Source organism: Bacillus sp. LUNF1 (assembly GCF_011008975.1).
In the GTDB taxonomy this organism is placed as follows: Bacteria; Bacillota; Bacilli; order Bacillales; family Bacillaceae; genus Bacillus; species Bacillus velezensis.
Genome location: NZ_CP048876.1, coordinates 1,016,864 through 1,038,333, shown reverse-complemented (window position 1 = coordinate 1,038,333; position 21,470 = coordinate 1,016,864). Strand labels below are relative to the sequence as shown.

Below are 21,470 nucleotides of genomic sequence, written 5' to 3'. Positions count from 1 at the left end.
TCTCTTTTTATCTTTCTACATTTTATCGAAAGTTGACGAAAATGACCAATCTCATCTGCTGGTAAAAACGGGATGACTGTTTTAAAAAATTTCGTTTTTGACCAAAATAAAGAAAAAAGGACTAATGATGATGTCAGAATATCCCGAAGTAATTGTACGGACGGCTCTGTCGTTCAGCATTCTGTTTATCGGCGCCCGTATACTCGGAAAACAAACCATTTCACAGATGACGCTTTTTGATTTCATTGCGGCCATCTCGCTCGGCGCCATCACAGCCAATCTGTCGTTTAATACAAAACTGCCGATTCATTTTACTGTCAGTGCTTACACGATTTTTGTGGTTATCATTTATCTTGTCGCATATCTTTCTATGAAAAACAGAACTGCCAGGGGTTTCTTTGCGGGCAAACCGACCATTATCATTCAAAACGGAAAAATACTTGAGCATAATATGAAAAAGATGCGTTATACCCTCGACTACTTGAACCAGCAGCTTCGTGAAAATGATGTATTTGACATTTCTCAGGTTCAGACTGCCATCATTGAAACAAACGGCAGCATGTCAGTGGAGGTCAAACCGGAATTTGCGCCCGTTACAAGACAGGATCTCGGCATCTTTGCCGGACATGAAAAGAACTTTGCCGTTGAGCTGATTATGGACGGTCGGCTGGTGATGAAAAATCTGGAAGAAAATCACGTATCGGAAAAATGGCTGAGAGAAGAATTGGATAAGAGAAACCTCAAACCGGAAGACGTCGTATACGCTGTGCGCGGAAGCAACGGCCGGCTTTTTGTCGACACATACGACGACCATATTACATCGCCGCTGGATCAAGAATAAAAATGACATCCGCACATGTCACGGGCTGCCGCCGTATAATACCCTATAAACATCCGGGGGTGAGTCCAATGCACGAGAATTTTTTTCATTATACAGCCATCTGCAGTGACGATTCTGTGCTTATAAAGGATCTGGTAAAATCCATAAACGGTGAATACAGCGCTGTGATTTGCTACTCAATATTAGCCGAAAAAGCGCCGACCGCAGAAATCAGAAGACGAATCGAACATATCAGAGAGGAAGAAGTGCGCCACATGCACGCTTTCTCTTCACTGTATACGTCAATTACCGGAAAACAGTTGACGCCGAAACAGACGGAGCATTGTCCGCACACATACAGAGAAGGACTGAGGGCGGCGTTTTATGATGAGCAGAAAACGAATGATTTTTATTTGCAGGCATCCGATAGAGCGGTGCATCCGGAAGCGAAGCGGTTATTTGCCCGCACGGCATTTGACGAGCAGCGTCATGCCGTCTGGTTTTTATACGATATGGCCCACTCTCCTTTCCACCATACAGGGGGAACGGTATCAAACGCGCCGAACACAAGCTACACCGAGGTAAATACCGGAAAATAAACGTTCAGGCAGATCACGCTCCCCCGCCGGGAGTCTTCAGACCGCAGACAAACCCCGTTCTTTCAACATGAGAGAATGGGGTTTACTTTTCGAGCCGTTTATATACTCCCTCTAAACAATGGATAACTTCTTCATTGTATAATCAGCAAAAACCCTTTATAATAAAATAAACCAACCGGTCGGTTTCTAAGGAGCCGAACCTCATTTGGCGGAAAGGATCTGTGTGAAGTGACAAATACAAAAGGCGGTGCCGGAAAGAGCGAAAAGACGAAGAACAGGCTCGTATCCGCTTCGCGTGACTTATTTGCAAAAAAAGGATATTCAGAAACATCGATTCGGGATATTTTAGAGGCGGCCGAGATCAGCAAAGGCAATCTATATCACCATTTTAAAGGAAAAGAGTTTCTGTTTCTTCATATCATGGAAGAGGATCACCGCGTGATGATCGAGACGTGGAGGGAAATGGAAGCCGATCTGAAAGATGCTGCCGAAAAGCTGACGGGCTTTGCGGAGCTGCTGAGCCGGATGAGCATCAATTACCCGCTTATGAGAGCAAGTGAAGAGTTTTATGCGAGTGCGTTTACGTCAGAGGAGGTCGTAAAGCGGCTCAACAAAATTGATATTGAATATGACGATGTGATGAGAGAGATCTTAGAAGAGGGAAATCAAGACGGCAGCTGGTCCATTCCTCATGTCGAATCAAAAGTAAAAATCCTGCTATCCGTCTTCTACGGTTTAGATGTGTTATATAAAAACGATACCATTCAGCAAAGAATCGAATTGCAAAAAGAAGCCATCTCCGTGTTTATTCACGGGTCGATCAACGCTGATAAACAGAATGACAGCTGACAAAGGAGAAACAACATGCAAAAACCGATCAGAGAACAAAAGGCTGTACTCATCATCTTATTAAGCAACATATTTATTGCGTTTTTAGGCATCGGATTGATCATTCCCGTTATGCCGCTGTTTATGAATGTGATGCACTTGACGGGCAGCACAATGGGATACCTTGTCGCTGCCTTCGCCGTCGCGCAATTAATTGCATCCCCCATTGCGGGAAGATGGGTTGACCGCTTCGGCAGAAAAATCATGATTCTCGCCGGACTGTTTTTATTCGCATTATCCGAACTGACCTTCGGGTTGGGCACACATGTCTCCATTTTATATTTCGCAAGGGTGCTGGGGGGCATCAGTGCCGCTTTTATCATGCCCGCCGTTACAGCGTATGTCGCAGATATTACGACAGTGCAGGAAAGATCGAAGGCGATGGGCTATGTATCTGCCGCCATCAGCACAGGGTTTATCATCGGGCCCGGCATAGGAGGATTTATTGCCGATCACGGCGTTCGTATGCCGTTTTTCTTTGCGGCGGGAATTGCATTTATCGCAGTGATTTCCTCTGTCTTTATGCTGAAAGAGCCGTTAACTAAAGAAGAACGCGCAAAGCAGATGGAAAGCGCCAAAGAATCAACCTTCTTAAAAGATTTGAAAAAGTCGATTCATCCAAGCTACTTGATCGCCTTTATCATCGTTTTTGTTTTGGCATTCGGGCTGTCGGCGTACGAAACGGTATTCAGCTTATTTACAAACCATAAATTCGGCTTCACGCCAAAGGATATCGCCATTATTATTACGTTCAGCTCCATTGTGGCAGTCCTCATTCAAGTGCTCGCGTTCGGCAGACTTGTCAACTTCCTCGGGGAGAAAAAAGTCATTCAGCTTTGTCTGATCATCGGCGCTGTGCTGGCTTTCGTTTCTACGGTGATGTCAGGGTTTTTGCCCGTGCTCGCTGTCACCTGCATCATTTTCCTTGCGTTTGATTTACTGCGCCCGGCACTGACTACTTATCTATCGAAGATCGCAGGAAATCAGCAGGGGTTTGTTGCCGGTATGAACTCAACATACACGAGTTTGGGCACCATTTTCGGCCCGGCTCTGGGCGGTATTTTATTTGATATGAATATTCACTTCCCATTTCTGTTCGCAGGTGTGGTTTTATTTCTCGGTCTGGGATTGACGCTTGTGTGGAAAGGAAAAGCGGGCGAGGTTTCGGAGTAGGGTGCACTCACCCATCTCCGGAGCTTTTTTTGTGTTTTCGATAAGAAAAATGAATGGATTATGAGAAATAATTCATTATTTATTTATCTCAAAATCTATACTATAGTAATAGTAAGGTTAACGAGCTTAACAATTTAATATGAATGTTTCAGGAAGAAGGGTTTTCATTGAAGAAAGACAAACATCTCCTTACAGATATCTGGTTTATTCTCATCAGTGCGGCAGGGGGGTTTCTTCTTTCGCTTACAGGGATGTCGATCGCCTGGATGCTCGGAACGCTTGCCGCCGGCTGCATCCTATCCATGACGAGGCCCCGCTGGCTGTTCATGGCGCCTGACAGAAGAGGGATTCACCGCAGATGGCTTGCGGCGGGACAAATGATCCTCGGCATCGAACTCGGCCAGAAACTGAACCTGTCCGTTCTGTCGGTTTTACGGGAGCATTGGCTTCCGGTAGGCTTCATGCTGATTTTCTCTATCGTGATGGCGCTTGTTTCCGGATATGTGCTCTTTCGGTTCAGCCGGACGGACATGATGACAAGCTTTGTAGGCACGGCGCCGGGCGGTTTATCCGCCATGCCCGGTATCGCCCAGGAAGTCGGCGCAAACACCGCGATTGTAAGCCTTATTCAGCTGACGCGCGTCCTTTTGGTCGTCATGACAATACCGTTTCTCGTTATTTTCTTATTTACCAAACAAAACGGTGCGGCTCAGACATCAGCCGGAGCCGTTTCAGCAGGAGCTTCACATCCGGGCCTTATTCCCGTCTTGTTAACGGCCGGATTTATTTTGGCTGCCTGGCTTGCAAGCAAAGGCGCAAAACGGCTGAAATTTCCCGCCCCTTGGCTGCTCGGCAGCATGATCGGCGTTGCTGCTGCGGAAATCGGCGTGTCCGCCTTGGCGGGCAAAGACATGCTGGCCTGGTGGCCGCCGGAAGCGAACCAGCTGTCACAAATTTTTCTCGGCGCCACAATCGGATCAAAAATGTACAAAAGCATGTTCACCGGCGTGACGAGAGTGCTGACCGTCGGGTTTATTTCTTCCGTCGGATTAATCGCCGCCATGATTCTGAGCGCGGTTGCGGTTTCTAAATTAACGGGCATCTCCATGATTACATCTGTTCTCGCCTTTTCTCCCGGCGGGATCGCCGAGATGGCGGCGACTTCGATCACCCTGCACGAAGACTCGACTTTCGTCGTCGCGGTTCAGGTCATCCGGATCGTTCTCGTCATCGCCATGCTTCCGCCCTTCTATCGGCTGCTGCACCACCTTTCTCAGCTGAAACGGGCACACGGCGAAAGAGGCCGGGCAGAAAGAGGAACATGATCCGAATAAAAAAACACGCATCCATATGCGTGTTTTTTATTTGAACAGCTCACCGCCGCCATTTACAGACCGCCAGTTTGCTGAAAGATCACGGAACAGCCGTTCAGCAAATAACAGTTCTTCATCTGTATAGCGGTCTAAAAACGCCAAGAGCCGCTGTTTTATCAATTCATGATATTCATGATGAAGGGAATGCAGCTCTTTCCCGGCAGGAGTCAGCCGGAAATAGACTTCTTTTTTATTGTCGCTCAGCCGGGTTCTGCGCAGAAAGCCGGCTTCCAAAAACTTCGCGCAGCTTCTCGACACGGTCGGCTTTGTCGTCTTCATTTTTTCCGCTATTGACGTGACATTGATCGGTTCATGATCTCCGATACACGACAAAATGTGAATTTCCGTCAAGGTCAATTGTAATTTTTTCCCGTTTCCTTCACGGAGTTCATCCATCCGTCCGGCCAACGACGCCCTGATATCCTCCTGGCACCTCTCCTGCTCGTGAAAAATATCTGTCAGCCCTTCAAGAATCATGTGTTTTGCATGGTCTGGCTGTCTTCTGTCCAACTGCTGAGTCACCCTTCCGTATTGATTGTTTCTTTTACTATAACGTTTTGTTACACAAGAAACAATCACACAGGCGCATAAAAAGGTTATCAGATGAATAATCCCCATCTCTCCAAACCGGCCAGAACGGCTTCTTCCGCTTCACGTCCCGAGCCGCCGGCTGCCCATGCCGCATGGCCGTCCGGCCGGATTAAAACGGTGTGGACGTCATTCCAATCGGCACGTGTTTCAGCAAGCTCCGCCCTGACTGCTGCCACACTGTCCGTATCAATACCGGCGGGAATGCTCCCTCTTAATGACAGAAGCACAAAGCCGCCCTTGCGGAGAAAATCATACAGCCGGGCCGGCCGCCCGTCATGAAGGGTCAGTTCGATATCCGGCAGGCGTTTTCCGTTCAGCGTATGCGGCGGCAGCTCCGCATCCGGTTCATAATGCAGATCAAGCGCGGATACTTTTCCCGCCAATAAACGGTTGGACTCCTGAAAATCCAGCAAAGCGGTCATCGTTTCTCTTAATGCCATCCCCGACTCGGTAAAATCCATGAGCTTTATCTGCGTTTTGATATTGTGCAGCACTTCTTTTCCTGTGCTGTGCCTTTCCTGATGATAGCTGTCCAGAAGATGAGGCGCCGCTTTTCCCTTCATTTGCGCCGCCAGCTTCCAGCCTAGATTGACGGCATCCTGAAGCCCCGTATTCAGGCCTTGGCCGCCTGCGGGAAAATGAATGTGCGCCGCATCCCCGGCTACAAAAATCCGGCCGGAGCGGTACTGCTCAGCCTGACGCTCGGCATTGCCGAACCGCGACATCCATACCGGATCACTCAATCCGAAATCAGTGCCGCATATCCGCCGCAGGTCTTCTTTCAGCTCATCTTCGGTGACCCGCTCTTCCTTCCGCTTTTGCGGGACGTGCGGAGAAACGATGAGGACGCGGAAAAGTCCGTCCGTAAGAGGGATAATCACAACCGATCCCTCCAGCCGGCACGTTGAAAAAAAGGAAGATTCGGGCGGATGTTTCAAAGCGGCATCACAAAGGGTTCCTGTTAAGTCGGCATCAGTGCCCGAAAAAGCGATGCCCGCCTGTTTCCGGACAATGCTCCCCGCTCCGTCTGTACCCGCGGCATATAAGCTGTGAAGAGTGCCGATTCCGCTTTCGTCCCGGAACACCGTCTCCACTCCGTCATCCGTCTGGGTGACAGCCACCGCTTCCGCCCCGCGGATGATATTTGCGCCGAGACTTGATGCATACTCCTCCAACATCCGCTCCGTTTCTGCCTGAGGAAGCATTAACGAATAATTCTGCTTCGTATCCAGCCGAGAAAAATCCAGCCGTGTATCCAGCATGGAAAAATGGCCGGAAGACACCTTCGTCCCTTGATCCACAAAGCGTTCCAATATGCCTCTCATGGCAAAAAGCTCAAGTGTGCGCGGATGCATGATAAGCGCTTTGGAATATGGCACCGTCTTCTTCAATCGTTCAATGACAGTCGTTTTCACTCCGGCCAGCGCCAGTTCTGATGCAAGCATAAGCCCGACCGGACCTCCCCCGATAATGGCAACCTGTGTTTTCATCTCATCAGCCCTCTTTCCTTTTTTTGTTACACACGTAACAAAACTACTAAAAAATAAACGCCTCCTTTTTTGTTTCGTGCGTAACAATTTTCATTATAGTCTTTCCTCCGCTTTTTGACAATCATTTCCGAAAAAAAGACGCCGTTCACTTGGCGTCTGATTCACTGATGACTCCGACAATGTCTTTATCCTTAATCGGACCGAAATGACGGCTGTCGAGGCTGTATATGCGGTTGTCGCCAATAACAAAGTATTGTCCCTTCGGTATGCTTTTGCGCCCGGTCGTTTCCTTCAGCGTATAATCACCGGTCACATGGCTCCCGGCGGACAATGATGACTTTAACGGTTTTAAAAACGGTTCCGCCACCCGTTTTCCATTCACATACAGCTGATCCTCCCTGTATGCGATTGACTCGCCGGGGAGCCCGATGACACGTTTGATCAGCACTTTGCGGTGCGGGCCTTTAAACAGAACAATATCGAAACGGCGGATCGTTTTGTAACGATGGGAAAACTTGTTGACCATCAGCTCATTTCCTTGTTTAAAGGTCGGATTCATGCTGATTCCTTCGACTTTATAATCAATAAAAATGGCATTCTTTAATTGTATGGCCAAAACAACGATAAGCACGCCGGCTATAAACCAAAATCGTTTTTTCAAGATTCCTGTCTCCCTCCGTCTTTCTCATGCTGACTGATTCTCGTCTGTAAACGCCGTTCGATATGCTTTCCGGCATACCACAGCACCGCGATCACCATTATGGCGCCCGCCATCCTGAAAGGCTGTGTAATGAGTGCGTGAAGATCATACCCGATAAAACTGATCATAAAGATCATAACCATTTTCCCCATCGCGGCTGCTGATATAAACTGCAGCGCTCCCACCCGTGACAGACCGGCAACGATATGAACCGCAGCGGACGGCGTAAAGGGGAAGCAAAGTAAAATAAACAGCGGACCGAAACCGTGCCGCTCAACCCAGAGCATCATCCGCCTTATGGTCTGATGCCTGCGGATGAAACCGAAGGCTCTTTTCTGTCCGAAACGGCGGACGGTATAAAACATCAGCATCGATCCTGACGCAGACCCGAGCCATGACAGAAAAAAACCTTCCCACAAACCAAATGCATTCGTATTCGCCACCACAAATACAACGAGCGGCAAAAACGGAAGAAACGCTTCAATAAAAGGCAGTACAGCCGCAGCCGCCGGGCCGAAAGCTCTATAGCTTTGGAACCATTCCGTCAGCTGTTCCTCAGTCAAATATGATAAAAATTGCTCCAACGTTTATACTCCTTAACGAGTTTGTCTATCCTTATTCTACACATTATCTCCAAAAAACGAAAATGTTTACGAGATTTTCCGTCTTGAAATATCGTGTAAGCGAGTATAAAATAAGAACAAATGTTCTCTTTTTTAAGAAAGAAGGAGTATTTATGCCTGACATTCGGAGCGGCACCCGCGATCTCATCGAAAAAGGGCTGTTTCTGCCCATGGCGGCTGCCATCCTGAACCGGGACCTCGAAGCGCTTGATTCGTGCCCGTTCAAATTAAAACAACCCTATAAACAGCTTATCAGCTGCTCTTTAAAATTAGCACAAAAGGATTTGAGTGATGTTCGAAAAGAGTTAAGAAAGCGTAAAATTAAAATATACGAAGCGGAAAGAGACGAAGCATTTACGCTTTATATATGCACCATTAACGGCTATGAAGAAAAACACCGTTATTTCAACCCGAGAATACGGGAACAGGTAACCGCCTTATTGGAATATTACCTGTCTCTTGCGACCATTTAAAAAGCAGCCGGGACTGCTTTTCCTTTTTAAAAAATAAAATTCAGACTATTCACACTATACATTCGACATGATTTTCTTTATAATCGGGACACGCTGTTTTCAATGAAAAGGAGGAATGTTATGAAACTGATTCATGTTCTCGCCGCCCTGCCCTTTTTCGGAATTCTCGCCGGCATTCCATTTGCAAACCGGGTGACGCCTTATGTTTTCGGAATGCCTTTCATTCTCGCATATGTCGTCATCTGGGCGGTGCTGACTTCCGTTCTGATGGCCGCCGTTTACAAATTGGACAAAGAAAACAAGGCGGGTGAGACGGAATGAATGCAGCATTTCCCGTAATGGCCGCCGTGCTCCTGTTTTGTGTATATCTCGGAATCCGGGCCCGAAAAGGAAAACATATGGACCTTGAACAATGGACGGTGGGCGGACGCGGCTTCGGCACGATGTTTGTCTTTTTATTAATGGCGGGAGAAATATACACGACCTTCACATTCCTCGGCGGAAGCGGATGGGCTTACGGAAAAGGAGGCCCGGCCTTTTATATTATCGCGTACGGCTGCCTTGCCTACATTTTGTCATATTGGCTTCTGCCAGCCGTGTGGACTTACGCCAAACAACACAAACTGATGTCGCAATCAGATTTTTTTATTTCAAAATACAACAGCCCGCTCCTCGGCATTCTCGTATCGCTCGTCGGCATCGCATCCCTCATCCCCTATCTCGTTCTGCAGCTGAAAGGGCTCGGATTAATTGTTTCAGCAACGTCATACGGACAGATTCCGCCCTCCGCCGCTGTCTGGATCGGCGCTGTCTCCATCACAATTTATGTGATGATTTCAGGAATCCACGGTTCAGCGTGGATATCCGTCGTCAAAGATATCATGATTTTAGGCATCGTCCTGTATTTAGGTATTTATCTGCCCATTCATTATTACGGCGGGTTTACGGAGATGTTCAAACAAATTGACGCCGCAAAACCCGGTTTTCTCACGCTGCCGGAAACCGGACAGAGCGTTTCCTGGTTCAGCTCAACGGTTTTGCTGACCGCCCTCGGCTTTTATATGTGGCCTCATACCTTTGCCGCTTCCTATTCGGCGGAGCATCCGCGGGTGTTTCGGAAAAATGCGATTATCATGCCTCTTTATCAGCTCGTCCTGCTGTTTGTCATCTTTACCGGATTTGCGGCGATTCTGCAGGTGCCCGGTTTAAAAGGGGCGGACACGGATCTCGCGTTATTAAAGCTGTCTGTGAAAACCTTTGATCCCTGGTTTGTCGGGCTGATCGGATCGGCGGGCATTCTGACGGCGCTTGTACCCGGTTCAATGATATTAATGGCCTCAAGCACGCTGTTCGCCAAAAATGTGTACAAAGCCATTCTGCCCGGCACGACTGACGAAAAAGTCTCGCGGCTCGCAAAATACGCCGTACCCGTTATCGCGCTGATTTCCGTATATTTTACGCTGAAAGGCGGAAATACCATCGTCACCTTGCTTTTAATGGGCTACAGCCTTGTCACCCAGCTTTTCCCCGCCCTCTTATTCAGCCTGCCGAAGCGGCGTTTCATCACAAGCCACGGCGCTTTTGCCGGCATAACGGCCGGGGTCGGAACGGTGGCCTTCATTACGCTGACCGAATCAACCGTCGGAACCCTCTTTCCGTTTCTTCCGCAGATCGTTAAGGATATGAATACAGGCATCATCGCGCTGGTTCTGAACATTGCCGTCATGTTTGCAGTCAGCGCCGCAGTCAGAAAAAAACAAATCAGCGCAGCCGAAAAGGCGGCTTAATGATAAAATAGCGGTAAGACACATGAAGGGGGAAAGCCGCATGATCATGACAACGACCGAAACCGTCGCCGGAAAACAGATTACGGAAGTAAAAGGCTTAGTGACAAGCAGTATCGTCCAGTCCCGTCACATCGGAAAAGACTTGCTTGCAGGCTTAAAATCTGTCGTCGGCGGCGAATTAAAAAGCTATACCGAAATGCTGGAAGACTCCAAAAAAGCGGTGAAAGAGCGGCTGATCAGAGAGGCGGAGCAGCTCGGAGCGAACGCCATCGTCGGCCTGCGGTTCGAACTGACCGCAGGACAGAACACATCCGAATTAATCGGATACGGAACCGCCGTCACCGCCGAATCCATTTAAAAAAACAAGCCTCTTTAAAGAGGCTTGTTTTTTTATTTCTCACATGCGATATAGTCTTTATCCCGGTCAAGTCTTTTATTTGCATTATAAAGCGCTTTTGATACATACGGCTTGTACTTTGTTCTGCCGCCCTTGTTTTTCACTTTCGACGATTTGGCCACGCCGCCCTTATACACCTTATTCAGCGCCTTGCAGTTTTGATACGTTTTTACCTTTGTTTTCGCTTCTGCCGTCTGCCCCGCTCCGTATGAACAACCGAACACCAGGCCGAAAGACAAAAGCACAGCTGCCGTCTTTTTCATTTCTATCCTATCCCCTTTCCTGAATCATGCTGTATTGCTGAACATATCATAGTTCAAATAATCTCCATTTACAAGATAAATAGGAAAATAGTTTTAATTTATGTCCGCCCGTATATCTTTTATGGAATTTTTCCCAAAACCTTTTATAATATGAATTGATAGCGCTATCTGACTATGATGATAGGAGGAGAAATGATGATGAAAAAAGGGCTTGTTGCGGGTGTTCTCACTACAGCCGTTCTATTCGGCGCATGTACGGCGGATATTCCGGGGGTGATCAGTCCCAATACGGCGGAAGCGGCGTCCCAGCTCAGTAAAGGAATCGGCGGAAGGGCCTATCTGAACAGCACGGGCTCAGTTCTCGTCACGAAAATTCAGCTTCCAAGCTCGATTCAGGTGTCAAATGGGACAGCCTATATTTACTCAGGATTTACCGGAGGCACAGAGGCTGATATCGGGCTTCAGTACAGTGACACCTATCATGTATGGAAACCGATCATGAAAGTCGGTTCAAAGGGACAAGGCCAGGTCCGGTATCTGGAAGGAGAAAGCCAATTCACTTATACGAAAGGCTTCCGGCCCGGCAGCACCGTACAGCTGACCATTTACAAAAATCTGAACGGCAACACCCGCGCCACATATTGGGGCACGAATAATGACGGATACACCGGCCGCATCATCTCAGAACTCGCCCAAACAAATGTAGGCTCTGTCTCAAAATGGAAAGCGCTCGCCACCGTCGCGGTCACATCAGAGGATCAGCGCCCTTACATCAAATCAAACTTCTCAACAGCCTTTACGAACATCACGATCGACAATAAAGCAGTCACCCCTGTGATTGATACACAGGATTTTGCCAAATTGACAGTGTCAGGCAGCAGCGTCAGCATGTCTGTCGTCAAATAAAGAATGTTGAACGCACGATTTCAGCCATCGTGCGTTTCGTGAGGGTCTGCCGGATACGCAAATCCCTTATTTTTCGGAATACGTTTAATAAAAAACAGCCCTCCTCAGGGTTGTTTTTTTAACATTTCTTTCGTTATTTCCGCCAAAACGCTGAGCAGTCCGCCTTATCCTGAACATTGAATTGAATCATGCTTTCAAGCAGCTCATAATGCACCGGTTCAGTCCATTGAATTCTGAACAAACGGGAAGTAGCGCTGTAGCCGGCACGGGCAATGTCGTCGGCAAAATGCGCAATTCCAGCTTCTTCGGGAGAAACACTTACATGATGCTTTGCTGCCGCAAAGCCGATAATAAACGTGCCGTGATCGGTAAACATCGGCGTGTTCCACTTGATCTGCGGTGTTAAACCCGGGAATTGCTCAGCCGTCCACGACAGGATTTCCTCCATTCGCAGACGATGATCAGGGCTGTCGATACTTGATAAATAGTCTTTGAAAACGTCCATGTCTTCCTCCTTCAACATCACGTCCGCTAGCGCCAAAACCCCGGATTTTCAGCTTTTTCCTTGATGTTAAATTCGATGATCTTCTTAAGCAGATCATAGTGCACCGGATCAGTCCACCGAATTCTGAACAGGCGTGAAGAAGCGCTGTACCCGGCTTGGGCGATGTCATCGGCAAAATGCTCCATCGTCTCTTTTTCAGGTAAAATGCTCAAATGATTTTTTGCCGCGGCAAACATAATGATATAGGTGCCGTGATCGGTAAATGTCGGTTTGTTCCACTTGATCTGTGCTTCTAAGTTCGGAAATTGGTCAGCCGTCCACGACAAAATTTCCTCTGCTTTGAGACGGTGATCCGGGTTATCGATTCCTGATATATATTTTGCAAACACATCCATGCCCATCTCTCCTAAAATGAAATATCATTACTCTTTACATCATCATAGCCAACAGACGGACACGATACAACTCTATCCGGGCATGTAAATCGAAAAAAGCCCTTCCTAAAAGGAAAGGGCCCGTCCCTTCACATCACAGCTTTCTCTAATATCTCTCCCCCAGCTCCCGCAAAATAAAGTCGTAGATCATTCTTGTCCGCTCTTCTTTCGGATACAGCATGAATTCCTGCCGCTTCGGGATATGACTGCCCATCCTGTCCTGAAAAGTGGTTCTGAGATAGGCGGTTCTGTAAACCTGATTTTCAAAAGAATGATAGGATACTTCCAGTTCCATCGTTTTGCCGTTTGAGAACGTGACCGCTGTGTCATCAAATGCCGTCGGTTGAAAATCTTTAACGTGCACATGCGATATCCAGCCGCATTGAGGCCTTGCAGAAGAAAGTGTAGGGAATAAAAAGATGTGATTTGAAGGGTCCACCATAATCGGCGGCTTGTGAGAAATTTTAATCGCTTCATATGTTCCCGCTTTTCTCCCGGCATAGCTGGAGCCAAAGTAGCGGCAGCTTCTGTCGATGATGTGAATCGGCTTCATGCTGACATACAGAATGCAGTCTTTTTCAATGACCTTCGACCCCATTTTACCGTCTATTTCCTCAGGCAAAACAGCGATGGTTGAACGATTTACTTCATAGCTTTCTAAGGGTGCGTGTGTTTTCTGGCACATGATGTGCAGCCTCCAATCCTTTTCTTGAAAATTTATACTAATAATCTATCATCTGTCATTGAAAAACGACAGGTTTTTTTTGAATATAGCTAAAAATCACCTTTTAAAGATGTAATTTAGTCTTAAATTACTATTTAAATATTATTTTTCTTTTTCATTTCACCTCATTTATACAACGATCATTTTCGTTTTTTCGTCAATTTGCAGGATATGTCGATATATTTCCAAGTATTAGTTGTCTAAAGATTATAAAAATTAATTGATTTTTCCGGCCGTTATCCATATACTATAAAAAAGGCATTGGGGGGATTCTTTATGAAAGAGAAAAAGTCGTACACTGAGCTCATGAAGTCCCGCAACACGCAAAAAGCAAACGAATTCGATGTGACAATGGCCGATATTTACATTCAAATGGTGCTTGATGAATCCTTGTATAAACGCCGGATCGCCATACTGACAATGCAGATTAATAAGGCGCTTGATGATAAAAATAAAGAAGCGTTCCTCACGCTTTCAAAAGAATATGCAGCACTCAAACAGAGTGAATAAGCCAATCCATATGGATTGGCTTTTTTTACATTATCCGTTTACGATGGTGCCGCCGTTCACATGAATCGTCTGACCCGTGACATAGGTAGAATCATCGCTTGCTAAGTACAAATAGCTCGGCGCCACTTCAACAGGCTCTCCCGGGCGCTGCATCGGCACGTCTGAGCCGAAGACTTCCACTTCCTTCGCCGAGAAGCTCGCCGGGATCAGCGGCGTCCAGATCGGCCCCGGCGCCACTGCGTTTACCCTGATGCCCTGAGTGACAAGAGATTGGGAAAGAGATCTTGTAAACGTGACGATCGCCCCTTTTGTCGCTGAATAGTCAATCAATGTTTTGTGGCCTTTATAGGCGGTAATGGAAGCCGTATTAATGATTGAACTTCCTTTTTTCAGGTGAGGGAGCGCGGCTTTCGTTAAGTAAAACATTGAAAAAATATTCGTCTGAAACGTTCTGATGAGCTGGTGGCTCGTGATTTTCTCAATCCCCGGCTGCACGTGCTGCTCACCCGCGTTGTTGACCAGGATGTCAATGGAAGGAAAGGCTTGGCCCGCCTGGCGGATGACATCGTTGCAAAAAGCTTCGTCGCCGACATCCCCTGCGATCAGCAGACACTTCGCCCCCTCTTTTTCTACATATTGCTTCGTCTCTTCGGCATCCTGATGCTCATCAAAGTAAACGATGACCACATTAGCGCCTTCCTTCGCGAATAAAACGGATACGGCGCGGCCGATCCCGCTGTCTCCGCCCGTGATGATCGCCGTTTTCCCTTCAAGTTTTTTCGCCGCTTTCGGTTTGTCAAAAACGGGGCGCGGGTCCATTACATATTCAAAGCCCGGCTGCCGGTTTTGATGCTGCGGCGGCAAGGTTTTCTTCTTCTGATTAGCCATTTTGATCACTCCTTTACATTAATTACTATATTATGAGTAATTTGAGCATCTTATACGAATTTCATGTATGAATAGAGTCTTATTGGAAAAATTAAGAATATACAACAGAGGAGGTAAATCTGAATTGACTACTTTTTCAAACGAGGAACCGGCTTCCTATTGGAAAGCAACAGCTGACATTCCTTCCTTTCCCGCCCTCACTGAAGATACGGAATGTGACGTTGCGGTTATCGGCGGAGGAATTACGGGCCTGACAACGGCATACGAACTGACGAAAAGAGGTTTCCGTGTCGCTGTCATTGAAGCAGACCGGATTTTAAACGGGACGACCGCGGGAACGACCGCAAAAATCACCGCCCAGCATGATTTCATCTATGCCGATCTTATTCAGCAGATCGGCCTGACCAGCGCAAGGCTGTATTTCGAAGCCCATCTCCGCGCCATGGAAGACATGAAGCAGATTATGCAGGACCTTTCGATTGAATGCAGACTGGCTGAACAAGACGCATATCTTTACACCAATACAGAATCAGGCGCCAAAAAAATCCGCAGCGAGCAGGAAGCTTATACCAAGCTCGGCATTGAACACGAGCTTGTGAAAGAACTTCCCGTCCCCGTTGATTGCAGGCTCGGTCTCGCCATGAAGAATCAGGCGCAATTCCATCCGCTTTTATATGGTGCGGCGCTCGTCAAAGAGATCGTTAAAAACGGGGCGCGGATTTTTGAACAGACGGCTGCGATCGACATAAAAAAAGAACCGCAGCCGGAAGTGGTCACGAAAAACAGACACGGCATCAAGTGCAGCTACATTGTCTGCTCTTCCCACTTTCCTTTTTATGACGGAGGGGGGCTTTACGCCGCCAGAATGTATGCCAGCAGATCCTACGTACTCGCGGTAAAACCGAAACAAGCGTATCCGGACGGGATGTATCTCAGCATAGACAAGCCGTCCAGATCACTGCGATACACCGATTTGAACGGTGAAAAACTGGTTCTTGTCGGCGGCGAAAGCCACAAAACAGGCCAAGGAAAAGAAATGTCCGAGCATTACGAAGCGCTGAAACAATTTGCGGAAAACACAATCGGGGTTGAAAGCATCCCATATCATTGGTCTGCACAAGACCTTGTCACCATAGACAAAATTCCGTTCATCGGTCCCATCTCAGGCGATGAAGAACATATTTTGGCGGCGACCGGTTTTAAAAAATGGGGCATGACAAGCTCAGCGCTCGCGGCGAAGCTTTTGTCTGATCATATTCAAAACAAAAAGAACCCGTTCTCCGGCCTGTTTATTCCGTCACGCTTCCACGCAGATCCGGGACTGAAAAAACTGATTTCTTATAATGCCGACGTGGCCAAACACCTTATCTCGGGCAAACTTGAGAGGCCGGGCGCTTCACCTGAGACTCTTCGGCCCGGGGAGGGAAAAATCGTAACGGTAAACGGCAAACGGGCCGGCGCCTATAAAGATGAAAAAGGCTGTCTGCATCTTGTCGATACGACATGCACCCATTTGGGCTGTGAGGTCGAATGGAATGATGGCGAACGGACGTGGGACTGTCCTTGTCACGGGTCCCGGTTCACACCTGACGGCGGGGTTGCCGAAGGTCCCGCCATCAAGCCGCTGAAGCGCCTCAGCCAAGATTGACTAAACCATTCTGTACGAATGGTTTTATTTTTTTCTGCATTAAAATATTTTTATCAGATTCCTTCATTCAAGTTCCTTCCATACCGATAAAAAGAAAAAGAGAATATCTGGGGGAACTTATATTGTTATTTAAAAAAGACCGCAAAAAAGAAACAGCTTATTTTTCAGAAGCCGATGGAAAAAAACGCATCGCGCTTTCAAATCAATATGCAGATGTCCAAAAACAGCTGAAAATGGTCAGGCTCGGAAACGAAGAACTTCATGTGCTTGAAGAGCTGCAGCCGTTAATTAAAGAACATATCTCAACAATCGTCGATTCCTTTTACCGAAATCTAGATCACGAAAAATCATTAATGACGATCATTAACGACCACAGCACGGTCGAGCGCCTGAAAAAAACATTACGGCGTCATATCCATGAGATGTTTGCCGGCACGATTGATGATGAATTCATTGAAAAAAGACAGCGCATCGCTTCCATCCACTTGCGGATCGGCCTTGAACCGAAATGGTATATGGGAGCGTTTCAGGATCTGCTTCTGTCGATGATGAACATATATGAAGCAGCAATCCCGGATTTGCATGAGCTTTTAAAAGCGATCAAAGCGACGACGAAAATATTGAATCTTGAACAGCAGCTCGTCCTTGAAGCATTCCAGAGCGAATATAACTGCCAGCGTGACGAACAAGAGGAAAAGAAAGCCCGTCTTCATCAAAAAATCCAGGAAACATCCGGATCACTCGCTGATTTGTTTTCAGAAACGAGCAGAGCCGTGCAGGAGCTGGTCGACAAATCCGAGGGCATTTCCGAGGCGTCAAAAGCCGGCACCGTCACTTCCGTACATGTCGAAGAAAAATCAATCGGCGGGAAAAAAGAACTTGAAAGCCAGCAGAAGCAGATGAATAAAATCGACGCCAGCCTTCTGCAGATTGAAGAAGAAATGGACAAGCTGAATGACATCGCCCAGCAGATCGAAAAAATCTTCGGCATCGTGACGGGGATCGCCGAGCAAACGAATCTCCTGTCACTCAACGCCTCAATAGAATCTGCGAGAGCCGGTGAGCACGGCAAAGGGTTCGCCGTTGTCGCGACGGAGGTAAGAAAGCTTTCAGAGGATACGAAAAAAACCGTTTCCACCGTATCAGAGCTCGTGAACAATACCAATACACAAATCGACATCGTGTCCAAACATATTAAAGATGTAAACGGACTTGTAAGTGAAACGAAAGAAAAAATGGCGCAGATCAACCGTCTGTTTGATGACATCGTCCAAAGCATGAAAACGAGCAAAGACCAGACAGGCAAAATCGACGTTGATTTGCAGGCCTTTCTCGGCGGTCTTCAAGAAGTCAGCCGCGCCGTATCCCACGTTGCATCATCCGTTGATTCACTTGTTATCCTTACAGAAGAATAAAGATAAACCGACCGGCCTTTTTCATAAAGGGCCGGTCTTTTTAATGTTAACTCAAAATATAATAGAGTTGACATATATAAAGACTCGCTTTATTGTATAAACATATTTTGATAAGCTGGAGGAATACATAATGAAATTGACAGAAATGATGCATATTGCCGTGTTTACCGCCATTATGGGACTTTTGGGACTGCTCCCGCCGCTTTTCTTATCCTTTACGCCGGTTCCGATTACGCTCCAGACGATCGGTGTGCTCTTATCGGGAAGCATCCTAAAACCGAAAGCGGCGTTTTTAAGCCAATTGCTGTTTTTGCTGATTGTGGCATGCGGAGCGCCTCTCCTTTCAGGCGGCAGAGGCGGGTTCGGGGTTTTTTTCGGGCCGAGCGCCGGATATCTCATCGCATATCCGCTGGCGGCATTACTGCTGAGCCTCAGCATCCAAGGCCTTCGCTCAGCTGCTGTCCCCCATTTGTTTATCAGACAGTTCTTGTTCGGCGTGCTGTTTTTGTATGTCATCGGCATTCCCGTTCAGGCTTTTATAATGCACATTGATATCTTAACTGCCGTAAAGCTCAGCCTCATCTATGTGCCCGGAGATCTGCTTAAAGCGGCCGCAGCCTCATTCGCAGCCGTAAGAATCAGAAAAACTCTTCAAGCTAGCCGGCTTTTGCCGACGAAAGGAAGCTGATTTTAGTCATCATGATTACATCATCATATTCAGATACAGCCGGACAAGCGCCGGAACAGATCGCAATTCAGACAGAAACAGAACAGATCACCTATCAAACTTGGAACAGGCTGGTAAACCAAACCGCAAACTGGCTTGGCAGCCTTTCAGGTAAGCCGGAAAACATTGCAATATTACTGCCGAACGGCATCCCTTTTTTACAACTTTTCGCAGGGGCGGCGCATGCCGGCTGCACGGCGGTTCCGTTAGATCCCCGCTCGGCAGCGGCGGAACTCGCGGATCAGCTGAACATCAGCAAAACCGACCTCGTCATCTGTGACCGCCGGCTGAGCGGCAGACTGGACGGCGTCAAAACGCCTGTCATCCTGTGGGATGAATGCAGGCCTTTGATCGAGGCGGAAAAAACGGAAGGCGCTTTGATCAAAAACGCCGGCCTGCCCTTTTATACCGGATTCACCTCGGGATCGACCGGTAAGCCGAAAGCCTTCACCCGCTCTCACCGTTCGTGGCTGGAGAGCTTTTCTTGTACGAAACGTGAATTCGGCATTTCCCCTGATGACAAAGTGCTGGTACCGGGCACACTTCGATCGTCACACTTTTTATACGGCGCCGTCAGCACTTTGTTTATCGGCGGAACCGTCATCCTTCAAAGAAAATTCAATCCGGCCGGAATGAAAGACCGGCTCAGACAAGCTGACGTTCTATATACCGTTCCGACAATGACAGACGCCCTGCTCTCACTAGAGGCGTTTCCCGATACACCGCTCAAGGTGATTTCTTCCGGTGCAGACTGGCCCGCTTCATCAAAACAAGCGCTGTCAGAGCGCTATCCCCATTTGCGGCTGTACGATTTTTACGGAACGTCTGAGCTGAGTTTCGTGGCGTTCTTATCGCCTGAAGACAGCGCCCGGAAGCCTGACGCGGCGGGCCGTCCGTTTGAAAATGTTACAATCGAAATCCGCCGCCCCGGAGGAGAACGCTGCATGCCGGGCGAAACGGGGAAGATTTTCGTGAACAGCCCGATGAAATTTTCCGGATACATCAACGGCGCAAAACCTGATGATTCCGGCTGGATGACGGTTGATGACATGGGATATATCGATCATGAAGGCTATCTTTATATCGAAGGACGTGAAAACGGGATGATCGTATCAGGCGGCCTGAATGTATTCCCGGAAGAGATAGAACGTGTGCTCAACCGCTGTCCGGGCGTCAGAAAAGCGGCCGTCATCGGCATTCCTGATGATTATTGGGGCAGCATCGCCGTTGCGGTGATCGACGGACATGCAAATGTAAAGGAACTGAAGAAACAGTGCCGCGAGCAGCTGGCAGCATATAAAATCCCGAAAAAATGGCTGTTTTCAGAAATACCGGAAACAGCCGGCGGAAAGATCGCCCGTGCCGCCGTACAAAAGCAGGCAAAGGACATGATGGAATGGAAGCTGTAATTACGGATGCGAAGCGGACGATTTTCGCCCGGGAAAACGGCCTGTTAAAAGACTGTCTCCCCGAAGATTTGGCAGCTCCGCTGATCCGACATTTGAGCCGGAACATGCCCGAAGACATTGATGAAGTCCTGATCGGAAACGCGACGGGCCGCGGCGGGAACCTCGCCCGGCTGTCAGCCTTGGCCGCCGGGCTTCCTTTGAGCGTGTCCGGTACGGCCATCGACAGGCAGTGCGGTTCCGGATTGGACGCCGTGAGAATCGCGTGCCACTTTGTTAAAGCCGGCGCGGGGAGCACATACATCGCGGGAGGAGCGGAGAGCAGCAGCCGTTCCCCTTTCTCATCCCGGGCGCGCTTTTCTCCTGAACACATCGGCGATCCTGATATGGGCATAGCGGCCGAGTATACGGCACAGGCTTACGGCGTAACGAGAAAGATGCAGGACGAATATGCCCTTCTCAGCTATGAACGGAGCGTCAAAGCACACGAAGACGGCTTGTACCGCCGGGAAATTCTCCCCTGCCACGGATTCGCCGCTGACGAAAACATGCTGAAAAAGCGGAACATGGCGCCTCTCATCGCCCGCGCCAAACCCGTCTTTCAGTCCGGAGGCTCTGTAACCGCCGCCAACAGCTGCGGAATTTCTGACGGGGCGGCGGCAGTTTGTGTGATGGAAGAACAAAAAGCGCGATCTCTCGGTTTAAAGCCGGGATTGCGTTTTATCGGAAGCGCGGTAAGCGGCGTCCATCCGCATTATCCGTCAGCAGCTCCGGTTTATGCCGTCAAAAAGCTTTTGAAGGAACGGGACCTGTCACCGGATGATATTGATATATACGAAATCAACGAGGCGTTTGCCGTCAAAATATGCGTTTTTTCACAGCAGCTTCAAGTGCCGTATTCTAAAATAAATGTCCGGGGCGGCGCTCTGGCCGTCGGGCATCCGTACGGGGCTTCCGGGGCGGCGCTTGTCACCCGGCTTTTTTATGAAGCAAAAAGACGCCCTGATGCCCGCTATGCAGCAGCAGCGATCGGCAGCGGAGGCGGAGTCGGACTGGCGCTTCTCTTTGAAGTGTTAACGTAACGGCAGTATAATAGATGATATCGATAAAAAATGATCGGAGTGGAGACT

Annotated in this window: 25 protein-coding genes and 1 pseudogene; 17 read left to right on the top strand and 9 right to left on the bottom strand. The window is 48.2% G+C overall.

What is annotated here, in order from left to right; genetic code table 11:
- Window positions 1-127 precede the first annotated feature (127 nt).
- The 5 genes from G4O42_RS05350 to G4O42_RS05330 all read left to right on the top strand — a co-directional run bounded on the left by G4O42_RS05350 (window position 128) and on the right by G4O42_RS05330 (window position 4,805).
- On the top strand, window positions 128-841 hold the full coding sequence (locus tag G4O42_RS05350; RefSeq protein ID WP_079891127.1) for a DUF421 domain-containing protein: 714 nt from the start codon (window positions 128-130) through the stop codon (window positions 839-841).
- A gap of 68 nt (window positions 842-909) precedes the next feature.
- On the top strand, window positions 910-1,419 hold the full coding sequence (locus G4O42_RS05345; protein ID WP_014304752.1) for a ferritin-like domain-containing protein: 510 nt from the start codon (window positions 910-912) through the stop codon (window positions 1,417-1,419).
- Between the two features lie 228 nt (window positions 1,420-1,647).
- On the top strand, window positions 1,648-2,268 hold the full coding sequence (locus G4O42_RS05340; RefSeq protein WP_003155153.1) for a TetR/AcrR family transcriptional regulator: 621 nt from the start codon (window positions 1,648-1,650) through the stop codon (window positions 2,266-2,268).
- Window positions 2,269-2,283: 15 nt separating this feature from the next.
- Window positions 2,284-3,480: an MFS transporter gene (locus tag G4O42_RS05335; protein ID WP_003155154.1), complete on the top strand. Its 1,197-nt coding sequence runs from the start codon at window positions 2,284-2,286 to the stop codon at window positions 3,478-3,480.
- 167 nt (window positions 3,481-3,647) lie between these two features.
- A complete protein-coding gene (locus G4O42_RS05330) occupies window positions 3,648-4,805 on the top strand; it encodes an AbrB family transcriptional regulator (protein WP_014304750.1) in 1,158 nt (385 codons plus the stop codon).
- A 36-nt stretch (window positions 4,806-4,841) separates the two neighbouring features.
- Here the strand turns inward: G4O42_RS05330 and G4O42_RS05325 are convergent, their stop codons facing one another.
- The 4 genes from G4O42_RS05325 to G4O42_RS05310 all read right to left on the bottom strand — a co-directional run bounded on the left by G4O42_RS05325 (window position 4,842) and on the right by G4O42_RS05310 (window position 8,218).
- The gene (locus G4O42_RS05325) at window positions 4,842-5,363 is read right to left on the bottom strand and encodes a MarR family transcriptional regulator (RefSeq protein ID WP_003155156.1); all 522 of its coding nucleotides are present in this window, start codon (window positions 5,361-5,363) and stop codon (window positions 4,842-4,844) included.
- An 89-nt stretch (window positions 5,364-5,452) separates the two neighbouring features.
- Window positions 5,453-7,021: a monooxygenase gene (locus G4O42_RS05320; RefSeq protein ID WP_322975852.1), complete on the bottom strand. Its 1,569-nt coding sequence runs from the start codon at window positions 7,019-7,021 to the stop codon at window positions 5,453-5,455.
- Between the two features lie 58 nt (window positions 7,022-7,079).
- Entirely contained in the window at window positions 7,080-7,595 is a 516-nt protein-coding gene (lepB, locus tag G4O42_RS05315; RefSeq protein WP_003155158.1) for a signal peptidase I, read from the bottom strand.
- Window positions 7,592-8,218 carry a TVP38/TMEM64 family protein gene (locus tag G4O42_RS05310; protein ID WP_032874388.1) on the bottom strand — a complete coding sequence of 209 codons (627 nt, stop codon included), beginning with the start codon at window positions 8,216-8,218 and terminating at the stop codon, window positions 7,592-7,594. The genes lepB and G4O42_RS05310 overlap by 4 nt, the downstream gene beginning before the upstream one ends.
- 152 nt (window positions 8,219-8,370) lie before the next feature.
- Here G4O42_RS05310 and G4O42_RS05305 point away from each other — a divergent pair, with 152 nt between their 5' ends.
- From G4O42_RS05305 to G4O42_RS05290, 4 genes are all read left to right on the top strand, one after another.
- Entirely contained in the window at window positions 8,371-8,730 is a 360-nt protein-coding gene (locus G4O42_RS05305; protein WP_012117241.1) for a YhjD family protein, read from the top strand.
- A 120-nt stretch (window positions 8,731-8,850) separates the two neighbouring features.
- Window positions 8,851-9,051, top strand: a complete 201-nt coding sequence (locus G4O42_RS05300; RefSeq protein WP_003155162.1) for a DUF3311 domain-containing protein — start codon at window positions 8,851-8,853, stop codon at window positions 9,049-9,051.
- Window positions 9,048-10,517: a sodium:solute symporter family protein gene (locus G4O42_RS05295; RefSeq protein ID WP_015388467.1), complete on the top strand. Its 1,470-nt coding sequence runs from the start codon at window positions 9,048-9,050 to the stop codon at window positions 10,515-10,517. The genes G4O42_RS05300 and G4O42_RS05295 overlap by 4 nt, the downstream gene beginning before the upstream one ends.
- 40 nt (window positions 10,518-10,557) lie before the next feature.
- On the top strand, window positions 10,558-10,875 hold the full coding sequence (locus G4O42_RS05290; RefSeq protein ID WP_003155166.1) for a YbjQ family protein: 318 nt from the start codon (window positions 10,558-10,560) through the stop codon (window positions 10,873-10,875).
- Between the two features lie 32 nt (window positions 10,876-10,907).
- Here the strand turns inward: G4O42_RS05290 and G4O42_RS05285 are convergent, their stop codons facing one another.
- Complete coding sequence (locus G4O42_RS05285; protein ID WP_003155168.1) at window positions 10,908-11,177, bottom strand: excalibur calcium-binding domain-containing protein; 270 nt, start codon at window positions 11,175-11,177, stop codon at window positions 10,908-10,910.
- Between the two features lie 195 nt (window positions 11,178-11,372).
- On the opposite strand from G4O42_RS05285, the gene G4O42_RS05280 reads away from it, so the two are divergent.
- Window positions 11,373-12,083: a YrpD family protein gene (locus tag G4O42_RS05280; RefSeq protein ID WP_003155170.1), complete on the top strand. Its 711-nt coding sequence runs from the start codon at window positions 11,373-11,375 to the stop codon at window positions 12,081-12,083.
- A gap of 133 nt (window positions 12,084-12,216) precedes the next feature.
- On the opposite strand, the gene G4O42_RS05275 is transcribed toward G4O42_RS05280, so the two are convergent.
- The 3 genes from G4O42_RS05275 to G4O42_RS05265 form a co-directional block, all read right to left on the bottom strand.
- Complete coding sequence (locus G4O42_RS05275) at window positions 12,217-12,588, bottom strand: iron chaperone (RefSeq protein WP_032874386.1); 372 nt, start codon at window positions 12,586-12,588, stop codon at window positions 12,217-12,219.
- 26 nt (window positions 12,589-12,614) lie between these two features.
- Window positions 12,615-12,983 carry an iron chaperone gene (locus tag G4O42_RS05270; protein ID WP_032874384.1) on the bottom strand — a complete coding sequence of 123 codons (369 nt, stop codon included), beginning with the start codon at window positions 12,981-12,983 and terminating at the stop codon, window positions 12,615-12,617.
- Between the two features lie 145 nt (window positions 12,984-13,128).
- Window positions 13,129-13,707, bottom strand: coding sequence for a competence protein ComK (locus G4O42_RS05265; RefSeq protein ID WP_003155179.1), 579 nt, complete (start codon window positions 13,705-13,707; stop codon window positions 13,129-13,131).
- 315 nt (window positions 13,708-14,022) lie between these two features.
- Here G4O42_RS05265 and G4O42_RS05260 point away from each other — a divergent pair, with 315 nt between their 5' ends.
- Window positions 14,023-14,256 carry an IDEAL domain-containing protein gene (locus tag G4O42_RS05260; RefSeq protein WP_032874382.1) on the top strand — a complete coding sequence of 78 codons (234 nt, stop codon included), beginning with the start codon at window positions 14,023-14,025 and terminating at the stop codon, window positions 14,254-14,256.
- 30 nt (window positions 14,257-14,286) lie between these two features.
- Here the strand turns inward: G4O42_RS05260 and G4O42_RS05255 are convergent, their stop codons facing one another.
- Complete coding sequence (locus G4O42_RS05255) at window positions 14,287-15,144, bottom strand: SDR family oxidoreductase (protein ID WP_032874380.1); 858 nt, start codon at window positions 15,142-15,144, stop codon at window positions 14,287-14,289.
- A 124-nt stretch (window positions 15,145-15,268) separates the two neighbouring features.
- Between G4O42_RS05255 and G4O42_RS05250 the strand changes: the two genes are divergently transcribed.
- The 6 genes and pseudogenes from G4O42_RS05250 to G4O42_RS05230 all read left to right on the top strand — a co-directional run bounded on the left by G4O42_RS05250 (window position 15,269) and on the right by G4O42_RS05230 (window position 21,422).
- The gene (locus tag G4O42_RS05250) at window positions 15,269-16,792 is read left to right on the top strand and encodes an FAD-dependent oxidoreductase (RefSeq protein WP_032874378.1); all 1,524 of its coding nucleotides are present in this window, start codon (window positions 15,269-15,271) and stop codon (window positions 16,790-16,792) included.
- Window positions 16,789-17,448: pseudogene (locus G4O42_RS20230) on the top strand (protoglobin domain-containing protein); the annotation flags it as partial. The gene G4O42_RS05250 and the pseudogene G4O42_RS20230, both read left to right, overlap by 4 nt.
- A 243-nt stretch (window positions 17,449-17,691) precedes the next feature.
- Window positions 17,692-18,207 (top strand): methyl-accepting chemotaxis protein, encoded by a 516-nt coding sequence (locus G4O42_RS20225; protein ID WP_369878811.1) that lies wholly within the window; start codon window positions 17,692-17,694, stop codon window positions 18,205-18,207.
- Window positions 18,208-18,337: 130 nt separating this feature from the next.
- Window positions 18,338-18,895 carry a biotin transporter BioY gene (locus G4O42_RS05240; protein ID WP_014304743.1) on the top strand — a complete coding sequence of 186 codons (558 nt, stop codon included), beginning with the start codon at window positions 18,338-18,340 and terminating at the stop codon, window positions 18,893-18,895.
- 11 nt (window positions 18,896-18,906) lie between these two features.
- On the top strand, window positions 18,907-20,343 hold the full coding sequence (locus G4O42_RS05235) for an acyl-CoA synthetase (protein ID WP_032874376.1): 1,437 nt from the start codon (window positions 18,907-18,909) through the stop codon (window positions 20,341-20,343).
- Window positions 20,331-21,422, top strand: a complete 1,092-nt coding sequence (locus G4O42_RS05230; protein ID WP_032874374.1) for an acetyl-CoA C-acyltransferase — start codon at window positions 20,331-20,333, stop codon at window positions 21,420-21,422. Before G4O42_RS05235 ends, G4O42_RS05230 begins: the two co-directional genes overlap by 13 nt.
- The last annotated feature ends 48 nt before the right edge of the window (window positions 21,423-21,470 follow it).